Raw genomic sequence first — 17,306 nt, forward strand, 5'->3', positions numbered from 1 at the left:
GAAGCATATTGAATTTGGGCAAGCTGTGCTAAAATTTGGGGTATCAAGCAGTAAATATCCAACGGATAGCCGGAAGGAGAGAGGGTATGGGCAGAAGATTAAGCTGGTTGTGGCCTGCAAGCTTAAAAAACCGCTTGTTTATCTCTATTCTGCTGTTCGTGCTCATTCCCTCTGCATTCCTGCAGACCCGCAGCATTACGAAGCTGGAGACGATGATGAAGGACAATATCTCCCAGCAAAATACAGCTCAGCTTGCCTTCCTCAAGAACAACATCGAAAGCCTGAAATTCGGCGTGCTCGGTGCGATGCTGCAGCTTGAGCGTGATCCTAATCTGAAGGACCGCCTGGGCCGGAACGGACAGGAGAGCGGGGAAGACCGCAAGCTGCAGATTGAGAACACACTGTTGCTGGTGAAGCAAAGGCTGATGAATGCGGTGGTTCCCGTTCATATTACGCTGCTAGACAAGCAGGGACAGGTATACAACACGCTGGAGGAGGGCTTAACGGTCCTGCCGGTCCGCGGGAGCGAGATCTTGCAGCAGCCTGGATTCTCTGCACTGGTAAGCTCTTCCGAGTCTTACCTATGGAACGTCCACGAACCGGATTATCTGTTGTCGAGCGCACTGCCGGGTACACAATTGTTCTCCCTGTTTGCCAAGCTGCAGGATACGGGCGGCGGAACATTCGCTTACCTGCGCATTAGTCTCGACATGAAAACCTGGCTGAACTCCATCACCAACGGATTCCAGGTGAAGCAGACATACTACCTGCTGGATGGGAAAGGGCAGCCTATTCTGATGGAGCGCAATGACCGCATCGCCCAGCAGCTGCATGGGATGCTGGCGGCGTTCAAGCAGGATTCCGCCCGTTATTTTACCGATCCGAACGGCCTGTTCATCTATAACGGCATTTATCTGCCCAATATGGATTGGTATCTCATCAACCGCTTTCCACTGGAAGCGCTCTCCGGCAACATTGAGGCGATGAAGCGGCAGGTGATGGTGTCGCTTTTGGTCACAGGAGCCATCTTTGTCCTGATCATGTATGCCATCGTGTCGTCCACCGTCCGTCCGCTGCACAATTTGCAGAAAAAAATGAGCGAACTCGTCGACAAAAATTTGAATGTCAGCATTCCCGAACGTAAATATAGAGGTGAGCTGCTGAGTCTGGCCCGCGCCTTCAATCTGATGACCGGCGATATCCGGAAGCTTATAGAGCGGCTGCGCATGGAGGAACGGCAAAAGGAGGCGATCCGCTTCCAGATGCTGATGTCACAGATGAATCCGCACTTTTTGCTGAACACGCTGAATACAATCAAGTGGAATGCCCGGGGCCACGGTGACACCGGCACCTCGGAGATCTGCCAGAATCTTGGGAAGCTGCTGGAGTCAGGACTGAACAGTGATGCCGATCTGGTCTTCCTAAAAGAAGAAATAGAGTTGATCCGGGCCTATGTCTATATCCAGTCCTTCCGCTATGATCACCGGTTCACTGTCGATTACCGGATCGGCGAGGGGCTGGAGTATGCGCTGATTCCCAAATTCAGCCTTCAGCCGCTAGTGGAGAATGCAATCTATCACGGTCTGGTGCACATGAAGGATGGTGGAAAGATCACCATTCTGATAATCGGCACGGGTGACAGGCTGCGGGTGGAGATCGGGGACAACGGGCAGGGGCTGGAGCAGGGGGCCGCTGCCTCGGGTAAGAGACGGCGTAAGGGCATCGGACTCAGCAACCTCAGAGAACGGATTCTGCTGCTGTATAAAGGCCGGGGGGAGCTGCTTCTCCTCCCGTTGCCGCAGGGAACAGTTGCTGTATTGGATATTCCGCTGCTGAATTCATCGCCTTATGAAGAGGGGGATCACCATGTGGAAAATACTCTTGGTTGAGGATGAGCCGTTCGTCCGCCGCTCGATCCGCCAGGCGATACGATGGGAGGAGCATGGGTTCACCATTGCCGGTGAAGCATCGCACGGGCAGGAGGCGCTGGAGATGATGGCAGAGCATCAACCAGACATTGTGGTATCAGATATATTTATGCCCTACATGGATGGCCTGGAGCTGCTGCAGGCCGCACGCGCCAAGGGTTTCGAAGGCTCATTCATCATGCTAACCTGCGCAGGAGAATTTGAATACGCCAGGCTGGCGCTGGAGCACGGCGCTTCCGGCTATATCCTCAAGCTGTCCATGAGTGATGAGGAACTGCTGCAGGCGCTTAATAAGGCCAAGGCCGGGCTGGTGAAGCAAGCAGAGCAGCAGGACCGCTTGCAATGGCAGTCCTTCCACGAATATGCCGATTGCCTGTGGCGGGAAATGTACGGCAAAGAGCTGTACCCTTACGAGGCGGGCAAACTGGAGGGATTCCGCCGGCTGCTGGAGGCTTCGCCTGGACTGCTGCTGGTTTCGGTATTGAACGGTTCCCGCCCGCTGCATGTTGAGGAGCTTCAGCATCTGCTGCCTCCAGGGGCTGGTGAAGCTGTGCGCAGCTGCCGGTTTAATCATATGGGGCAGACGACGTTTTTTGTCTGGCCCGGAGAAGCGGCTCGCGGTGCAACACCGCAGCTCCGTGGACCCGTTCTTGAGACGGCGTATGAGGGGCTCCCCGTCATCTGCCGATCCATAACATCTGCCTCCGGGTTGAAGGCCGGCTGGCTGCTGAATTTATCCATGCTGGACCGCCACTATTATGGCAGTGTCCCCCTTGCTCATTTTCCGCACGACCTGCCCGGGCTTACCCCTGAATCGTTATCCGTTCCGTGGGAACAGGAGCACGAGGTGATCAGCTGTTTTGAGCGCCTGGAGGTGAAGGAATGCTCCGGCAAGCTTGAGCAGCTCTGGGCCTTCATGCAGACAGCCAACATGCCGATGGCGTCTGTGAAAGAGACGGCGGAACGTCTGGACAAACTGTTTGCACGGATTAGCGGAAAGAACGCGGAACCGCCTGGACCGCTGCTTGATGCTGAGCGCCACTCCGGCCTGCTGGAGCAGATGGACCGGCGGATGCGTGCATACGCCAAGGGTCTCAGCAGGGTGCGTCTGCCGGAGACAGACCATCCCGAGATCAATGCAATGATCCGCTATCTGCTGCAGCACTATGACCAGGACATCTCGCTGCAGGCAATGGCCCATTACGTCAAGATGGATGAGAATTATTTGAGCGGGCTGTTCAAGAAAAAAACCGGGCAGACCTTTATTAACTATTTGCAGCATATCCGGGTGAATGAAGCAAAGTTCTATCTGGAGCAGACCGGGCTCACGGTGGCTGAAATCGGAGAGCGTGTCGGTTTCGCCAACCCCAGCTACTTTTTCAAAATCTTTAAACGCTGGACCGGACTGACGCCCAATGAACACAGGCTGCAGCGAAAGGGTCAGGAAGCCAATTCATAGATCCCGGCGGAGTGTCCCGAAATCCGGGTAGACCTTTCTCAGCTCCCGCTGCTTCACTCATGCCAACTCGAAAAAACGAACCCGTCCTCCGCTTTATTACGGAATACGGGATCGTTTTTTTGTTCAAAGATAATTTATATGTTTCACGCTATAAATTATCCTTCTATTTCTCGCTGAAGCGGATACCATCCTTTTGAGGACGGCAAAGCCGTTTCCACTTGTTTCCCGCTTGCAGGCCCAATCTTAAAATCGTGCACTGAATCGCTGAGATATGAAGATTACGCCAGTCCGCAGCCATCCGCTATGCTATAAGCAGGCCAAAGAATTAGACGGAGAGGTTGAGTATATGGAACAATCTGTTGTCACTACAAGAAGAAAAGCGGGCAAGTGGTCCATGCGCCGCACATGGGCAGGAATTTGGGGAATGAAGACATTCTACCTGATGCTGCTTCCTTGCCTCATCTGGTATTTCATTTTTAAGTATCTGCCCATGTATGGTGTCGTCATTTCGTTCAAGGATTATAATTTTACAGACGGTATTCTGAACAGCCCTTGGGCTGACCCCTGGTATAAATATTTTAAAATGTTTTTTGATTCCCCATACTTCTCACAGCTGATGACCAATACGCTGCTGATCAGCCTCTACAAGCTGGTGTTTGGCATGCTGCCGTCGATTATCCTGGCGATTCTGATCCATGAATGCCGGATAACCTGGCTGAAACGCTGGGTTCAGACGCTAAGCTATATGCCTCATTTCCTGTCGTGGATTATCATCTACGGGATCTCGGTAGCTTTCTTTTCGGAAACGACCGGGCTGGTTAACCGCTGGATCACGGAAGGCGGAGGGTCGAGCATCCCTTTTCTGAACTCGACGGAATGGTTCCGCAGCATGCTCGTCTCAACAGAAATCTGGAAGGACCTCGGCTGGGGCGCGATCATCTACTTGGCGGCGATCAGCAGTATCGACCCGACGCTGTTTGAAGCGGCAAAGGTGGACGGAGCCAGCCGGCTGCGGATGATCTGGCATATTACACTGCCGGGGATCCGGGGGGTAATCATGCTGCTCCTGATTCTCAAGATTGGCAGCATCATGGATGCCGGCTTCGAGCAGATTTATGTCTTTTATCATCCGCGTGTATATGAGGTTGGCGATATTATCGACACCTGGGTGTACCGTACCGGACTGGAGCAGATGAATTTCAGCCTGGCAACAACAGTCGGACTGTTCAAATCCGTCATCGGCTTCGTGCTGGTGGTCGGTGCCAATAAACTGGCCAAAAGATGGGGGGGCGGAATATGGTAAGCGGAAAATCGGATAGAATCTTCAACACGCTGGTCTATATCCTGCTTGCGGCAGTGGCGGCACTTTCAATTTTTCCGCTGCTCTACGTGATTTCGATGTCACTGACCCCGTACAGCGAGGTTATTAAGAACGGGGGGTTCGTGGTCATTCCCCGAAACATATCCTTTGAGGCGTATCACCGGATTTTGACGGATCCCGCGCTTGGCCGATCCATGCTAATTACGGTGCTGGTGACTACGGCAGGCACCACCATTAATATGATTCTGACTACGCTGGCCGCTTATCCGCTCAGCCGGAGGAATTTGCCGGGACGTACGTTCTTTCTGCTCTTCATCGTCATTACGATGTTGTTTAACGGCGGTCTGATTCCTACCTATCTGGTTGTCCGTTCGCTGGGTATGCTGGATACGATTTGGTCACTCATTGTTCCGGGAGCGATTGCTACCTTTAATGTTTTGATTATGAAAAGCTTTTTCGAGAGCCTGCCGGAGGAACTGTTCGAATCGGCCCGGATGGACGGGGCCAAGGAGTTCCGGATCTTGTGGCAAATTGTGATCCCGCTCTCCATTCCGTCAATGATGACGGTCGGACTGTTCTATATGGTCGGCCATTGGAACTCCTTTTTCTCAGCCGTTCTGTACATTACCGATACCCATCTGCATCCGCTGCAGGTAGTGATCCGCAACATGCTGCTGCTCACCCAATCCAATGAGCTGCAGGCAGAAGTGACAGTGCCTACAGCGGCCATGCAAATGGCGGCCGTTATTGCCGGCAGTCTGCCGATTATCGTGGTGTACCCGTTCATACAGAAGCATTTCACCAAAGGCATGCTGCTGGGAGCCATTAAGGGATAAGGCGGAGCCCCGCAAGGGGTTCCAATTCATTCATAAGCTAGTGCAAGGATAAACTTCTTACAGAAGGCAGGGGTTCAAAATGAAGCAGAGAAACAAACGATTCACGGCTTGGGTCACGGTGGCAGCGGCAACAGCGATGATTGGCGGATGCGGCGGCGCGGATAAAGCACCCGCAGCAACGGAGGGCGGGAATGCAGCTGCGCCCTCAGGTCCGGTGGAGCTTGAAGCGGCAGAGATCAGCTGGGGCACGAGCCTGCCGGCAGACGATTTTATTAAGAAAGCACTGGATGAACAATTGGGAACAAAACTGAAGCTGACACTGGTAGGCGACCAGAGCGATTATGAAAATCAGATGAATGTGCGCGCTGCCTCCAACAACCTGCCTGATTTACTGATGGCTACGAGCAAGGCGCACCTGCAGAAGCTGGCCCAATCCGGTTCGCTGCTTGATCTGACATCCTATATGGAGAAGCTGCCGGAATACACCGCCTTTGTCGGTGAGGAAGTGCTGAAGAAGGGCATAGTGGACGGCAAGCAATATGCGCTGCCCAAAGCGGGACAGTCCATTTCCTACACTTACTGGATTCGGAAGGATTGGCTGGATAATCTGAAATTGCAGCCGCCGACTACAGTCGATGAACTGTTCGAAGTTGCTAAAGCGTTTACAACCGAGGACCCCGACAAGAATGGCAAAAATGACACCTTTGGACTGTCCGGCACGAACTTTCAGACCTTTGAGCCGATTTTCGGCGCTTACGGGATTACGAATATTTTCGACACCTCGCAATTATTTGTCCGTGATGGCAAGGTTGTAAGCACGTTCTACCAGCCGGAAATGAAAGACGTGTTGGCGAAGCTCAAGCAGTTTCTTGATGCCGGGGTCGTAGACCCGGAGATTGTCAGCAACAAGGGCACAATGGCGATCGACAAAGCTTTTCAGGGCAAAGTGGGCATTATTAACACAGAATGGGCGCAAATTATGAAGGATGACAAGGTTGAGGTGTGGAAAGGCGCAAATCCAAAAGCGGAATGGCTGCAGCTGGCGCCGCCCAAGGGGCCGACGGGGATTCAAAATGCCAACTCCCTCAACATCGGTGCTTCCAGCGGGTTGTGGGTCATCCCGAAGAAACTGGAAAATGAGCCGGATAAGCTGAACAAGGTGCTGGAATTGTTGAACTACGTATCCACGCCTGAAGGCAACCGTCTGGTCCAATACGGAGTGCAGGATACCCACTACACGCTGGATGGAGACAAGGTCGCCATTACGGACAAAGGACGCTCGGATGCTTCTTTCACCTGGTTGTACCAGTTCACGGGCCGCCCAGAAACCGAATATCTCAAGACGAAATTCAGCAATTTGGCCACCTTTATTGATTTCGAGGCCGGACTGCCGCGGATTCAGACGCTGGATGGTTTTGTGTCCAGTCCGCAGGGCTATAATCCCGCAGATGCCAACCGGTTCATTGAGGAGGAAATGATCAAATTCATCTATGGCAAGGCCAAAATAGAGGACTATGACAAATTCCTCAGCACACTGGAAGGAACATTCAGCTACAAAAATTACCTCGACACGGCGGTTGCCCAACTAAAGGAGCTGGGTTACGGGGAGTGACCGTTACACCCTGTAAGGGTGCTTGCGTTCCATCAGACCAAAAGACAGGAAGCTAAATCGCTTCCTGTCTTTTGGTCTTTATTTCATTTACTCTTCATCCGGAAGGTCCGGGGGGAGAGGCCGACCTCTCTTTTGAACATATTGCAGAATTGGGCATCGTTTACAAACCCTGCCGCAGCTGAAACCTCAGCGATTTGCATTTGGGTATGAAGCAGCAGTGATTTCGCATAATTGATCCGCTTTGACAGAAGATAACGGTGCGGAGAATGCCCGAATCTTTCCTTGAATAAATGCCGGAACCTGTCATAGCTGTAGCCGGACATTTCTGCGAGCGATTGAACCGAAAGCTTATGGCGGTAATGCTCGTCCATATAGTTCAGAACATACTGCATCTGATCCTCTGAAGGAGATGGCGTATGTCCCGTGCCAAGCAGCCGCAGCAGATGAACGATGATCTCACTCATCTGCAGATTCATAAGCTCGGTGTAGCCATCCCGTTTGCGGGAGAACTCCTCTTTCATCCGCAGCATGATCTGCAGCACGGTCTGATCCTTGTCGTCGTCATAGACTCCGGCTAAAGCGCGGAGATTCGGATGGCCGCAGATAAACCCTACGAACAGAACATCCGCCTCCGGCGTGTGTTTCTCATCATGCTTAAAGTTGGGCGGGATCAGCGCGAATGAATAGGGCCGGAAATGATAGTTGCGGGTCCCCACATTCGAGGAACCAAGCCCCTGGATGTAATAAATCAGTTCGAAGCATTCATGCTGATGCGGAGGGATATAAGTATTAGCTTCATGATCTGCACTTACAATATATAGGACTCGATCCATTGTGATCCTCCGTTATTCTGTCATTTAGCCGAATCGTGCAAAAACCTGACCGAATCCATATAAATATTTGCTGCCTTATTTGTTATGATCGTATCAATTAAACCGAAGATTCGCAACCAGACTGGCCATCTCGTTCGGGAATTACCCGGTTTTTCAAGATTTGTATCCATGTAATGTTTGCTTTTGAAAGTAATTCACTAATTTTCATAGTTTTTATGAATTTGCCGAAACTCAACGGGGTCATCGCTATAACACAAAACGTGCAATTGGGACATTCAGCCATTTCTTTAAGGTAAACCAACTACAAACAGGGGTGTGAACAAAAATGAAAAAGAACGTTCTTGCTTTATTGTTGCTCATGGTAATGGTACTTGTCACGGCTTGCGGAAATAATACGTCCGGCAAAGGAAATACAGCAAATCCCGCAAATGATGCAGAAGGCGGAGAAGCGGCTGCAGGGGACAAGCTCAAGGTCGTGCTGCTGATTCCGGGAACGCTTGGAGATAAATCATTTTTTGACGCGGCCAATAAGGGTCTGCAGAAGGTGAAGGATGAGCTTGGTGCGGAAACCAAGGTTGTAGAAATGGGAACCGACAAGACGAAATGGGAGCCTACGTTTAACGATATCGCCGCCGAGGATTGGGATGTTGTCATTTCAGGCGGATCGGAAATTACAGAGATGTTCAATGCAACGGCTGAAGCCAATCCGGATAAAAAATTCATCAACTATGACACGGACATCGAAGAAGCACCTGCCAATATGTACAACATGTCCTATTCCACCAATGAAGTATCCTTCTTGGCTGGTGCAGCAGCAGCATTGGCTACGCAATCCGATATGCCGAATGCGAATAAGGAGAACATCATCGGGTTTGTAGGCGGAATGGATATTCCCGGAATCAATGCTTTCCTGGTAGGTTACATTCAGGGCGCGCAATATGTTGATCCTGAAGTGAAGGTGGCTGTATCCTATGCGGGCGATTTCGTGAACCCGGCAAAAGGGAAAGAGCTGTCGCTCATTCAATACAACTCCGGCGTGGACATCATCTTCAACGTAGCGGGCGGAACAGGGCTTGGAATCTTCGATGCTGCCAAAGAAAAGACCAAATATGCCATCGGCGTCGATTCCGACCAAGCGATGCTGCTGAAAGATACAGACAACGACAAAGCCAACCTGATCGTTACATCCGCGATAAAAAAGATCGACAGTGCCATCCTTGGAGCAGTGAAGAAGCTGCAGGACGGAACGCTTGAAATGGGCAAACGTGATGTGCTCGGCTTTGTGGAAGACGGCGTGGGCATTGCAGAGAACGAGATCTATAAAAGCGTCTACCCGGCTGACCTGCAGGCCAAAGTTGAAGAAGTGAAGCAGAAGCTCATCAACAAAGAGATTACTGTAGACAATGCAATGGGCATGGAAACCTCGGAAGTTGAAGCTATCCGTAATGCCGTTAAACCTTAATCGGATTTAAGATTTAACATGTTAACTCATGCAGTTGGAATTCTTCCGCAAGAAGATTTCCAGCTGCCTATTTTTGCAGACACCTAAGTTGAAAGGCGTTGATGACCCATGCAGAACGCTCTGCTGGAAATGCGGGGAATTACCAAAGTATATCCAAATGGCGTCGTTGCAAACAAAGACGTTCACTTTTCTCTGCGTGAAGGAGAGATCCATGCGATTGCTGGAGAGAATGGGGCCGGCAAATCGACCCTGATGAAGATCATGTTCGGGATGGAAGAGCCGAGTGAAGGCGAGATCTACATCAGGGGTGAAAAGGTGAAGCTGCAATCCCCCCAAGACGCGATTGACCGGGGCATTGGCATGGTTCATCAGCATTTCATGCTGGTGCCTTCCTTTACCGTAGCCGAGAATATGGTGCTTGGCATGGAGCCGCGCAAAGGCGTGAGCTTCAACTACAACGAAGCCGTACGGTTGACCGAAGAGACGGCACGTAAATATAATCTCGCGGTGAATGCCAAAGCCAAGGTCGAGGATCTTACCGTCGGCATGAAGCAGAAGGTGGAGATTCTGAAGGCACTGGTGCGCGGTGCCAAAATCCTGATCCTGGACGAGCCGACAGCGGTGCTGACTCCGCAGGAAACGGAAGAGCTGTTCCATGAGCTGCAGCAGCTTAGGGAGCAGGGTCATACGATTGTGTTTATTTCGCACAAGCTGAAGGAGGTCAAAGCGATCTGCGACCGGATTTCGATCATGCGCGGCGGCAGAAGCGAAGGCGTCTTTCAGACGAAGGATGTAACGGAGCAGGAAATTTCGCGGCTGATGGTGGGCCGGGATGTGGTCCTGAAATATGACAAGGACAACGTGGCTCTTGGGAACTCCGTGCTTTCGGTAGAGAGCCTGGGTGTCCATGACAGTCAGGGCAAGGCGCTACTGTCAGACATTAATTTCTCTGTCCGCGCAGGGCAGATTGTCGGAATCGCCGGAGTGGAAGGCAATGGGCAGTCGCAGCTGATTGAGGCTCTGACAGGCGGACTTCGCGGAGTGTCTTGTACCGGATCAGTCAAGGTAAAAGGGACGGAGGTCCGGGAATCAGATATTCGTGACATCCGCAGCCTGGGCGTTTCTTATATCCCGGAGGACCGGATGCGGCAGGGCTCAGCCGGGGAGGCGAGCATTTCCGATAACCTGATCTCTACCCGTTACCGCTCCAAGGAGATGAATAAAGGCCCTCTTCTGCATGGCTCCAGAATTGCCAGCCTGGCCGCGTCACTGGTGGAGGAGTTCAAAGTGCGCTGCTCAGGACCGCAGCAGCCGATTGCCATGCTGTCGGGAGGAAATATGCAGAAGGTTGTAGTGGCGCGGGAATGTTCGACCGGGCCGGAGCTGCTGATTGCCGAGCAGCCGACCCGGGGCGTGGATATCGGTGCGGCCCAGTTCATTCACCAGAAGCTGCTGGAGCTGCGTTCCGGCAGTTGTGCCATTGTGCTGGTGTCGGCGGACTTGAATGAAATTCTGGAGCTGAGCGATCAGTTGCTCGTGATGTATGAAGGTCAGATTGTTGCCTGCTTCGATGAGCCTTCTAAGGTCAGCGAAGAGGAGCTCGGACTATATATGCTGGGGATCAACCGGCAGGATAAGCAGCACACCGGGAGGGCCGAAAACCATGTTTAAAGTCAAATATTTTGAGGCAATCCGAACTACAGCGGTCATATTGATTGCCCTGGTCATCGCCTTTATGATCATCTCGCTGGTCAGTGACCAGCCGCTCAAGACGATTGGCATTTTCTTATGGGAGCCTATTTCCACGAAAGGGCATATCGGCAACGTGATCGAGATGGCCATTCCGCTGATGTTCACGGGTCTGGCCGTCTCCCTGCTGTTCCGGGCCAATATGTTCAACCTTGGTGCTGAAGGAATCTTTTATTTCTCCGGGGTAGTGACCTCGGTGCTGGCGGTCCATTTGACCCTGAACAGCTGGATTCATCCGCTTGTGGCGATTGCAGCCGGTTCGATTGTAGGTGCTTTGCTGTCGGCGATTCCCGGAATTCTCAAGGCCAAGTGGAATGCCAACGAACTCGTTACCTCTTTAATGTTCAACAATATCCTGTTCGGGATTGGCCTGTATCTGCTCAACTATCATCTTCGTGATGCCAAGGCATTCGCCAACGTTTCTTTTAAATTCGAGAAGACGGCGCAGCTGGATAAAATCTTTCAGGGAACCCGGATTCATACCGGCCTTATTATCGTGCTGGTGCTTATTGTGCTCGCCCATCTGTTCCTTTACAAAACCAAGTGGGGCTATGAGCTGCGGATGACCGGTGTGAACCGGGAGTTTGCCCGCTACTCGGGAATGAAGACCGCCAAGGTCATCATCCTCGTCCACCTGATTGCAGGATTTATCGCCGGCATGGGCGGATCGGTGGAGGTGCTGGGGATGTACAACCGGTTCCAGTGGACCTCACTGCCGGGTTACGGTATGGACGGTGCACTTGTTGCGATGCTGGCCAAAAATAACCCGCTGTCCGTGATTGCCTCGGCGCTTTTCCTTGCGTATATCCGTATTGGAGCGGATCTGATGGCACGCCTGTCCGATGTGCCTTCCGAGATGATCTCGATCATCCAGGCTGTCATTATTCTGCTGATTTCCGCTGAACAGTTCCTGAAATTCTGGAAAAACCGGATGCTGCTGAAGGAGGCGAAAAATAACGCATGAACAGCCTGCTGGATGTTATTTTTACCACGGACTTTGCGTTCTCTCTGCTGCGTGTAACGACGCCAATTCTGTTCGCCGCGCTGGGTGCGCTGATCTCAAACCGGGCGGGGATTATCAATATCGGGATGGAAGGGATCATGCTGGTGTCCGCCTTGGCCGGTGTTATTGTAAGTGCCTATAGCCACAGTGCCTGGATAGGGCTGCTCGGTGCGGTGCTGTCGGGGACGGTCATCGCCGGAATTCTGGCTTTTTTCACCCTGAGATTCAAGACGCATATCATTCTCGGCGGTGTGGCGATCAACATGTTCGCATCCGGAGGGACGGTATTTATCCTGTATCTGCTCAGCGGGGACAAGGGTTCTTCCACCTCCCTGGCGAGCAAGGTGCTGCCGAGTGTGCAGATTCCGCTGCTGAAGGATATTCCGGTGCTTGGCCCGATCCTCTCGGGTCACCATATTCTGACCTACTTCTCTATACTGTCTGTGCTGATCGTCTATTACCTGCTGAACCGTACACCGCTTGGCCTGCGCATCCGTTCCGTAGGGGAGAATCCGCATGCGGCCCAGTCGGTTGGTGTCAGTGTGATCAAGATTCAATATGCGGCTCTGCTGCTTAGCGGATTTTTTGCCAGCCTGGGCGGCGCTTATATGTCGATGGGTTATCTGTCGCTCTTTACCCGCGATATGATTGCAGGCCGGGGCTGGATTGCTATTGCGGCAGAATCAATGGGCCGGAGCACAACGGTCGGAACGGCGCTTACCTCACTCCTGTTCGGGGCGGCTGATGCACTATCCAATGCGCTCCAGGTGCTGAAGATCCCGGCAGAGCTGATTGCGACGCTTCCTTATGTGGCAACGGTCATCGGCCTGGTGATTTACGCGGTCTCCGAGACCCGGAAGAAGAACCGCAAAATAAAAACTACGACCACGAAATAATTCAGAATTCAGATACACACACAAGGGAGCGAACGTTATGCCAACACCTATAATTATTGACTGCGATCCCGGGCATGATGACGCGATTGCCATTCTGCTCGCGCTGGCTCATCCGGAGAAGCTGGAGATCCGGGGAATTACGACGGTTGGCGGCAACCAGATTCTGGACAAAATTACCGACAACGCGTTGAAGGTGCTCAGCTTTGTAAATGCCGACATTCCTGTGGCCAAAGGAGCAGTGGGACCGCTGCTTGGCAAGCTGGTTACGGGCGCAGAAGCGCATGGGGAATCCGGGATGGATGGCCCGGCGCTTCCGGCCAGCACATTCAAGCCTGTAGATCAGGGGGCGGTAGAATTTATGCTGGATATTATCCGCTCTTCGGAGGAGAAGATTACACTTGTGCCGATGGCACCTTTAACGAATATAGCCCTGCTGATCACTGCTTACCCAGAGGTGAAGGAAAGAATTGAGAAAATTTCACTGATGGGCGGCGGCTTGTCATACGGAAATGTAACAGTGACCGCAGAGTTCAACATTTATGTTGATCCGGAGGCAGCCCGGATCGTCTATGAATCCGGTATTCCGATTGTGATGAGCGGTCTGGATGTGACGGATCAGGCGGCTATATTTGAGGATGAAATTCTCGAACTGAAACGCCGGGGACCGGTCTCCGTCATGGTAGGGGAGCTGCTTGATTTCTATTCGATATATGGCAAAAAAATGGGCTATGTCGGCAACGCGCTGCATGATCCGTGTGCCGTGGCCTGGCTGCTGCATCCGGAGCTGTTCGAATCACAACATTTGTATGTCACGGTGGAGACGGAAGGTAAGCTGACCCGTGGGATGACCGTGGCCGACAGAAGGAAGAAACCGGACCGCGCCGCGAACACGGAGGTGCTGCTGGGGATCGACCGGGAAGCATTCATGAAGCTGCTGTTTGATTCGCTGGACAGACTTGACCGTGAGCTTCTGCTTGCGTCCGGGGGGAACTAGCGGATGGCTGGATGGGAACAGCTTCAGGAGACGGTCCGGCTGGAACTGCTGCAGCGGATGGAAGAAGGCTGCCAGGCCGGCAGTCTGACCGAGAAGCTTGCCGCCGCCGGAAGCGATGAAATGAAGCTTATGGAGGTATACCGCGAGCTGATGGAGCTCAAGGTAGCTGAGGATTTCCCGTACCGGGAGCCGTCGGGTCTTGCGGAAATCCGCAGCCTGCGCCCGGATGGACCGCGGAAGCTTGACGCCCGGTGGAGTCCTGCGGAGTGGAGGGACAAGTTCTACGGGGCTTGGCTGGGCAGAAGTGTCGGCTGTGCACTGGGCAAGCCGCTGGAATATTGGGATTACCTGTATGGCAAAGACGGCCGGCCGGGCTGGCAGAATATTGAGCTGTGGTTCCAGGGTGCAGACGCGTGGCCGATTACCGGCTATACCCCGGAGCATTCACGGGCGGAGAAGGAATACGGTCTGGGCTTAAGCGGCTGGTCCTTTACCAGCACCCGGGAGACTATCCGGTACATGGAGAGTGACGACGATATCCGCTATACGGTCCTCGGTCTGATGCTGCTGGAGCAGAAAGGCTTGGACTGGGATTCATGGGATGTCGGCAAGCTGTGGCATGGAAACCTGACGTATAGCCAGGTCTGCACAGCAGAGACCCAGGCCTATATGAATTTTGCCCGGGAAACTTCCCATATGCATGGAGAAAAGCCGGCGGATTGGCCCCAGCGGCAGGAACGTGTGCGCATGTTTCTCAATCCGTACCGCGAATGGATCGGCGCCGCAATACGTGCGGACGGTTTGGCCTACGGGGCGGCCGGGTATCCGGAGCTCGCGGCGGAGCTGGGCTGGCGGGACGCTTCGTTCTCGCATGTGAAGAACGGAATCTACGGCGAGATGCTGAATGCCGCGATGATATCCGCCGCCTTCGCCGAGCAGGATAACGAGCGCATCCTGGAGATCGGGCTCAGCGAGATCCCAAGCACAAGCCGTCTGGCCAGCGATGTGAAACGCGGAATCGATATTGGCCGGAAGGCCAAAAGCGAACGTGAGCTGGTGAGCAAAGTCTGGGATCAATTCAGTCATTATGATCCGGTGCACACCAATAATAATGCTGCGCTGGTCGCCGCCTCACTTGTCTATGGCGGCAATGATTTCGAGAAGGCCGTAGTCACCTCTGTGTACGGCGGGATGGATACGGATTGCAACGGCGCCACAGTAGGCTCGATTATGGGAGCGAAGCTTGGCGCGAAGGAGCTGCCGACGAGCTGGACAACGCCGCTGAATGACACACTATACGCCGATCTGCCCGGCTTCCATCCGATAGCCATTTCGGAATGCGCCGAGCGGAGTTATCAGGTATTTCTGAAGATCCGCAAGGAGCTTGAGACACAAGAACAGCAAGTTTGAGTGAAACATAGGGATGTTCCACAGCCTTGAAAAGAAGGCCGGGAACATCCCTTTTTGTTCCGAAGGATTTGCGGCTCCTGCGGGGGAGCATCTTGGGAAATTCCCGAAATTTACTGAAATGGGAAGTTCTATTGGATACAGTATATATGCCCAGAGCCTATTCCATAACTCAGTCTATCTGTGTTAGCATGATCTATAGTAATTTTGCTATCGTATCTGTCTATAAAAAAAAGGATATGAAGGAGCGAGACTCATGCTGAAAGTCATGCTTGTTGACGATGAACCGTGGGTTCTTGAAGGTCTGAGAACGATGGTGAATTGGAAGAAGTTCGGTTTTGAGATATGCGGGGAAGCCTTGAACGGCCCGGATGCGCTCAGGCTTATCCAGGAGCAGAAACCGGATTTAGTATTAACGGATATCAATATGCCTGTATTCAATGGTCTCGAATTGATTGCCAAGCTGAATGTAAGTATGGCCATGCCGCCAAAGTTTGTCATTCTAAGCGGTTATGATGATTTCCAGTATGCCCGGACCGCGCTCCGTCAACGGGTGGATCAATACCTGCTGAAGCCGATTGACGACGAAGAAATCGAGTCCTTGCTGGGCAAGATGCAAACGATCATCCAAAATGAAATCGCTTCCAATGTGGATCGTCAGAAAAAGCGGGCATTTATCGTAAATAATCTGATCACTCGCCTGATTCAGGGTGAGCATAGTGAAGAGCTGCGGATGATGGCGGTCAATCTGCTGAACCTGCAGCCGGATACGGAGCTGGTATGCATTCTTATCGCCCCGCCTTATACCGCCGTCGATATCGACCAGCGCCTAAACGATTATTTCCCCTGGGAATCCACTTGTTTCTTTCAGGATGCGGCGGGCAGGTCGGGCATGATGATTCAGTCGGCTTCGATCAGCTGCGATAGTCTGGCGGAGAATGCCAGACGGCTCCAGAAAGCACTTGCGGAACAGCTGCTTGAGCCGGCAGCCATTATGATCAGTGACAGAATGACCGGGATAGAGTCCATGCGGGAAATTTATTCGCAGACGCTTGAAGTATGGAAGCTGAAGTACCACCGGGAGAAGGGCGGAGTCTTTTTTTATAGTGACCTCAAGAGAATGAGTGCAGGGACGGAGCTTCAGAATGACAGTCTGGAGAGGCTGCTGGAGAAGGTAAAGGCTAACGATACGGCTGGAATTGAACCCGGCATCAGGGAACTGTTCGCTTCTTTTGCAGAACAGCTGCTGACTGTTGAAGCGGTGCAGGCTCAGGTGGCTCACCTGGAGATGACGTTATGCCGGCTGCTGGCGGAGATGAACGGGGACCCGGCTATCCTTATGAACGAGCTTCAGAAGGAATATGGAGAACTCGGCAGTCTCGGCGATTATTTTATGCTGGGCAAATATGCGGATGGACTATGCAGGCAGACAGCTGTCTATCTGGCAGAGCTGCACAGCGCCAATGAAGGGAATACGATTTTTAACGTTATCCAGTATGTCGATCTTGAATTCCGCAACAAGCTGCAGCTTCAGGAGCTGGCGAGGCATTTCCACATGAATTCCGCTTATTTGGGACAGCTGTTCCGTAAAGAGACCGGCCGCAGCTTCAGCGAGTATTTGAATGAGAAACGGATTGAAGCCGCGAAAGGACTACTTAAGCGGACGCAGCTGAAAATATCTGATATTGCCCTTCAAGTGGGGTTCTCCAATACGGATTATTTTATCGACAAATTCAAGCTGATCGTGGGTGTTGTGCCCTCGGTCTATAAAAATGCCAAAAAGAATAAGCAGCTCTAAGAAAGCCG

13 protein-coding genes are annotated in these 17,306 nt (G+C 52.5%); 12 read left to right on the forward strand and 1 reads right to left on the reverse strand.

What is annotated here, in order from left to right; all coding sequences use genetic code 11:
- Positions 1-86: 86 nt before the first annotated feature.
- From AC3WT9_RS18690 to AC3WT9_RS18710, 5 genes are all read left to right on the forward strand, one after another.
- Positions 87-1,889: a sensor histidine kinase gene (locus tag AC3WT9_RS18690; protein WP_341379795.1), complete on the forward strand. Its 1,803-nt coding sequence runs from the start codon at positions 87-89 to the stop codon at positions 1,887-1,889.
- Positions 1,867-3,387 carry a response regulator gene (locus AC3WT9_RS18695; RefSeq protein WP_341379794.1) on the forward strand — a complete coding sequence of 507 codons (1,521 nt, stop codon included), beginning with the start codon at positions 1,867-1,869 and terminating at the stop codon, positions 3,385-3,387. The genes AC3WT9_RS18690 and AC3WT9_RS18695 overlap by 23 nt, the downstream gene beginning before the upstream one ends.
- 394 nt (positions 3,388-3,781) lie before the next feature.
- Entirely contained in the window at positions 3,782-4,690 is a 909-nt protein-coding gene (locus tag AC3WT9_RS18700; RefSeq protein ID WP_231578518.1) for an ABC transporter permease, read from the forward strand.
- A complete protein-coding gene (locus AC3WT9_RS18705; RefSeq protein ID WP_038596454.1) occupies positions 4,684-5,544 on the forward strand; it encodes a carbohydrate ABC transporter permease in 861 nt (286 codons plus the stop codon). Before AC3WT9_RS18700 ends, AC3WT9_RS18705 begins: the two co-directional genes overlap by 7 nt.
- A 79-nt stretch (positions 5,545-5,623) precedes the next feature.
- On the forward strand, positions 5,624-7,156 hold the full coding sequence (locus tag AC3WT9_RS18710) for an extracellular solute-binding protein (protein WP_341096329.1): 1,533 nt from the start codon (positions 5,624-5,626) through the stop codon (positions 7,154-7,156).
- Between the two features lie 83 nt (positions 7,157-7,239).
- On the opposite strand, the gene AC3WT9_RS18715 is transcribed toward AC3WT9_RS18710, so the two are convergent.
- On the reverse strand, positions 7,240-7,989 hold the full coding sequence (locus tag AC3WT9_RS18715) for an AraC family transcriptional regulator (RefSeq protein ID WP_038596451.1): 750 nt from the start codon (positions 7,987-7,989) through the stop codon (positions 7,240-7,242).
- Positions 7,990-8,314: 325 nt separating this feature from the next.
- On the opposite strand from AC3WT9_RS18715, the gene AC3WT9_RS18720 reads away from it, so the two are divergent.
- The 7 genes from AC3WT9_RS18720 (at position 8,315) to AC3WT9_RS18750 (ending at position 17,298) form a co-directional block, all read left to right on the forward strand.
- Entirely contained in the window at positions 8,315-9,451 is a 1,137-nt protein-coding gene (locus tag AC3WT9_RS18720) for a BMP family ABC transporter substrate-binding protein (protein WP_341096326.1), read from the forward strand.
- A 108-nt stretch (positions 9,452-9,559) separates the two neighbouring features.
- A complete protein-coding gene (locus AC3WT9_RS18725) occupies positions 9,560-11,122 on the forward strand; it encodes an ABC transporter ATP-binding protein (protein ID WP_341379791.1) in 1,563 nt (520 codons plus the stop codon).
- A complete protein-coding gene (locus AC3WT9_RS18730) occupies positions 11,115-12,164 on the forward strand; it encodes an ABC transporter permease (protein WP_341096322.1) in 1,050 nt (349 codons plus the stop codon). The genes AC3WT9_RS18725 and AC3WT9_RS18730 overlap by 8 nt, the downstream gene beginning before the upstream one ends.
- A complete protein-coding gene (locus AC3WT9_RS18735) occupies positions 12,161-13,099 on the forward strand; it encodes an ABC transporter permease (protein WP_341096320.1) in 939 nt (312 codons plus the stop codon). Before AC3WT9_RS18730 ends, AC3WT9_RS18735 begins: the two co-directional genes overlap by 4 nt.
- A 37-nt stretch (positions 13,100-13,136) precedes the next feature.
- Positions 13,137-14,093: a nucleoside hydrolase gene (locus AC3WT9_RS18740; RefSeq protein ID WP_341096318.1), complete on the forward strand. Its 957-nt coding sequence runs from the start codon at positions 13,137-13,139 to the stop codon at positions 14,091-14,093.
- A 3-nt stretch (positions 14,094-14,096) separates the two neighbouring features.
- Positions 14,097-15,503, forward strand: coding sequence for an ADP-ribosylglycohydrolase family protein (locus AC3WT9_RS18745; RefSeq protein WP_492407782.1), 1,407 nt, complete (start codon positions 14,097-14,099; stop codon positions 15,501-15,503).
- Between the two features lie 253 nt (positions 15,504-15,756).
- Positions 15,757-17,298 carry a response regulator gene (locus AC3WT9_RS18750; RefSeq protein WP_341096315.1) on the forward strand — a complete coding sequence of 514 codons (1,542 nt, stop codon included), beginning with the start codon at positions 15,757-15,759 and terminating at the stop codon, positions 17,296-17,298.
- Positions 17,299-17,306: the final 8 nt, after the last annotated feature.

The organism is Paenibacillus sp. EB106-06-01-XG199 (assembly GCF_058791575.1).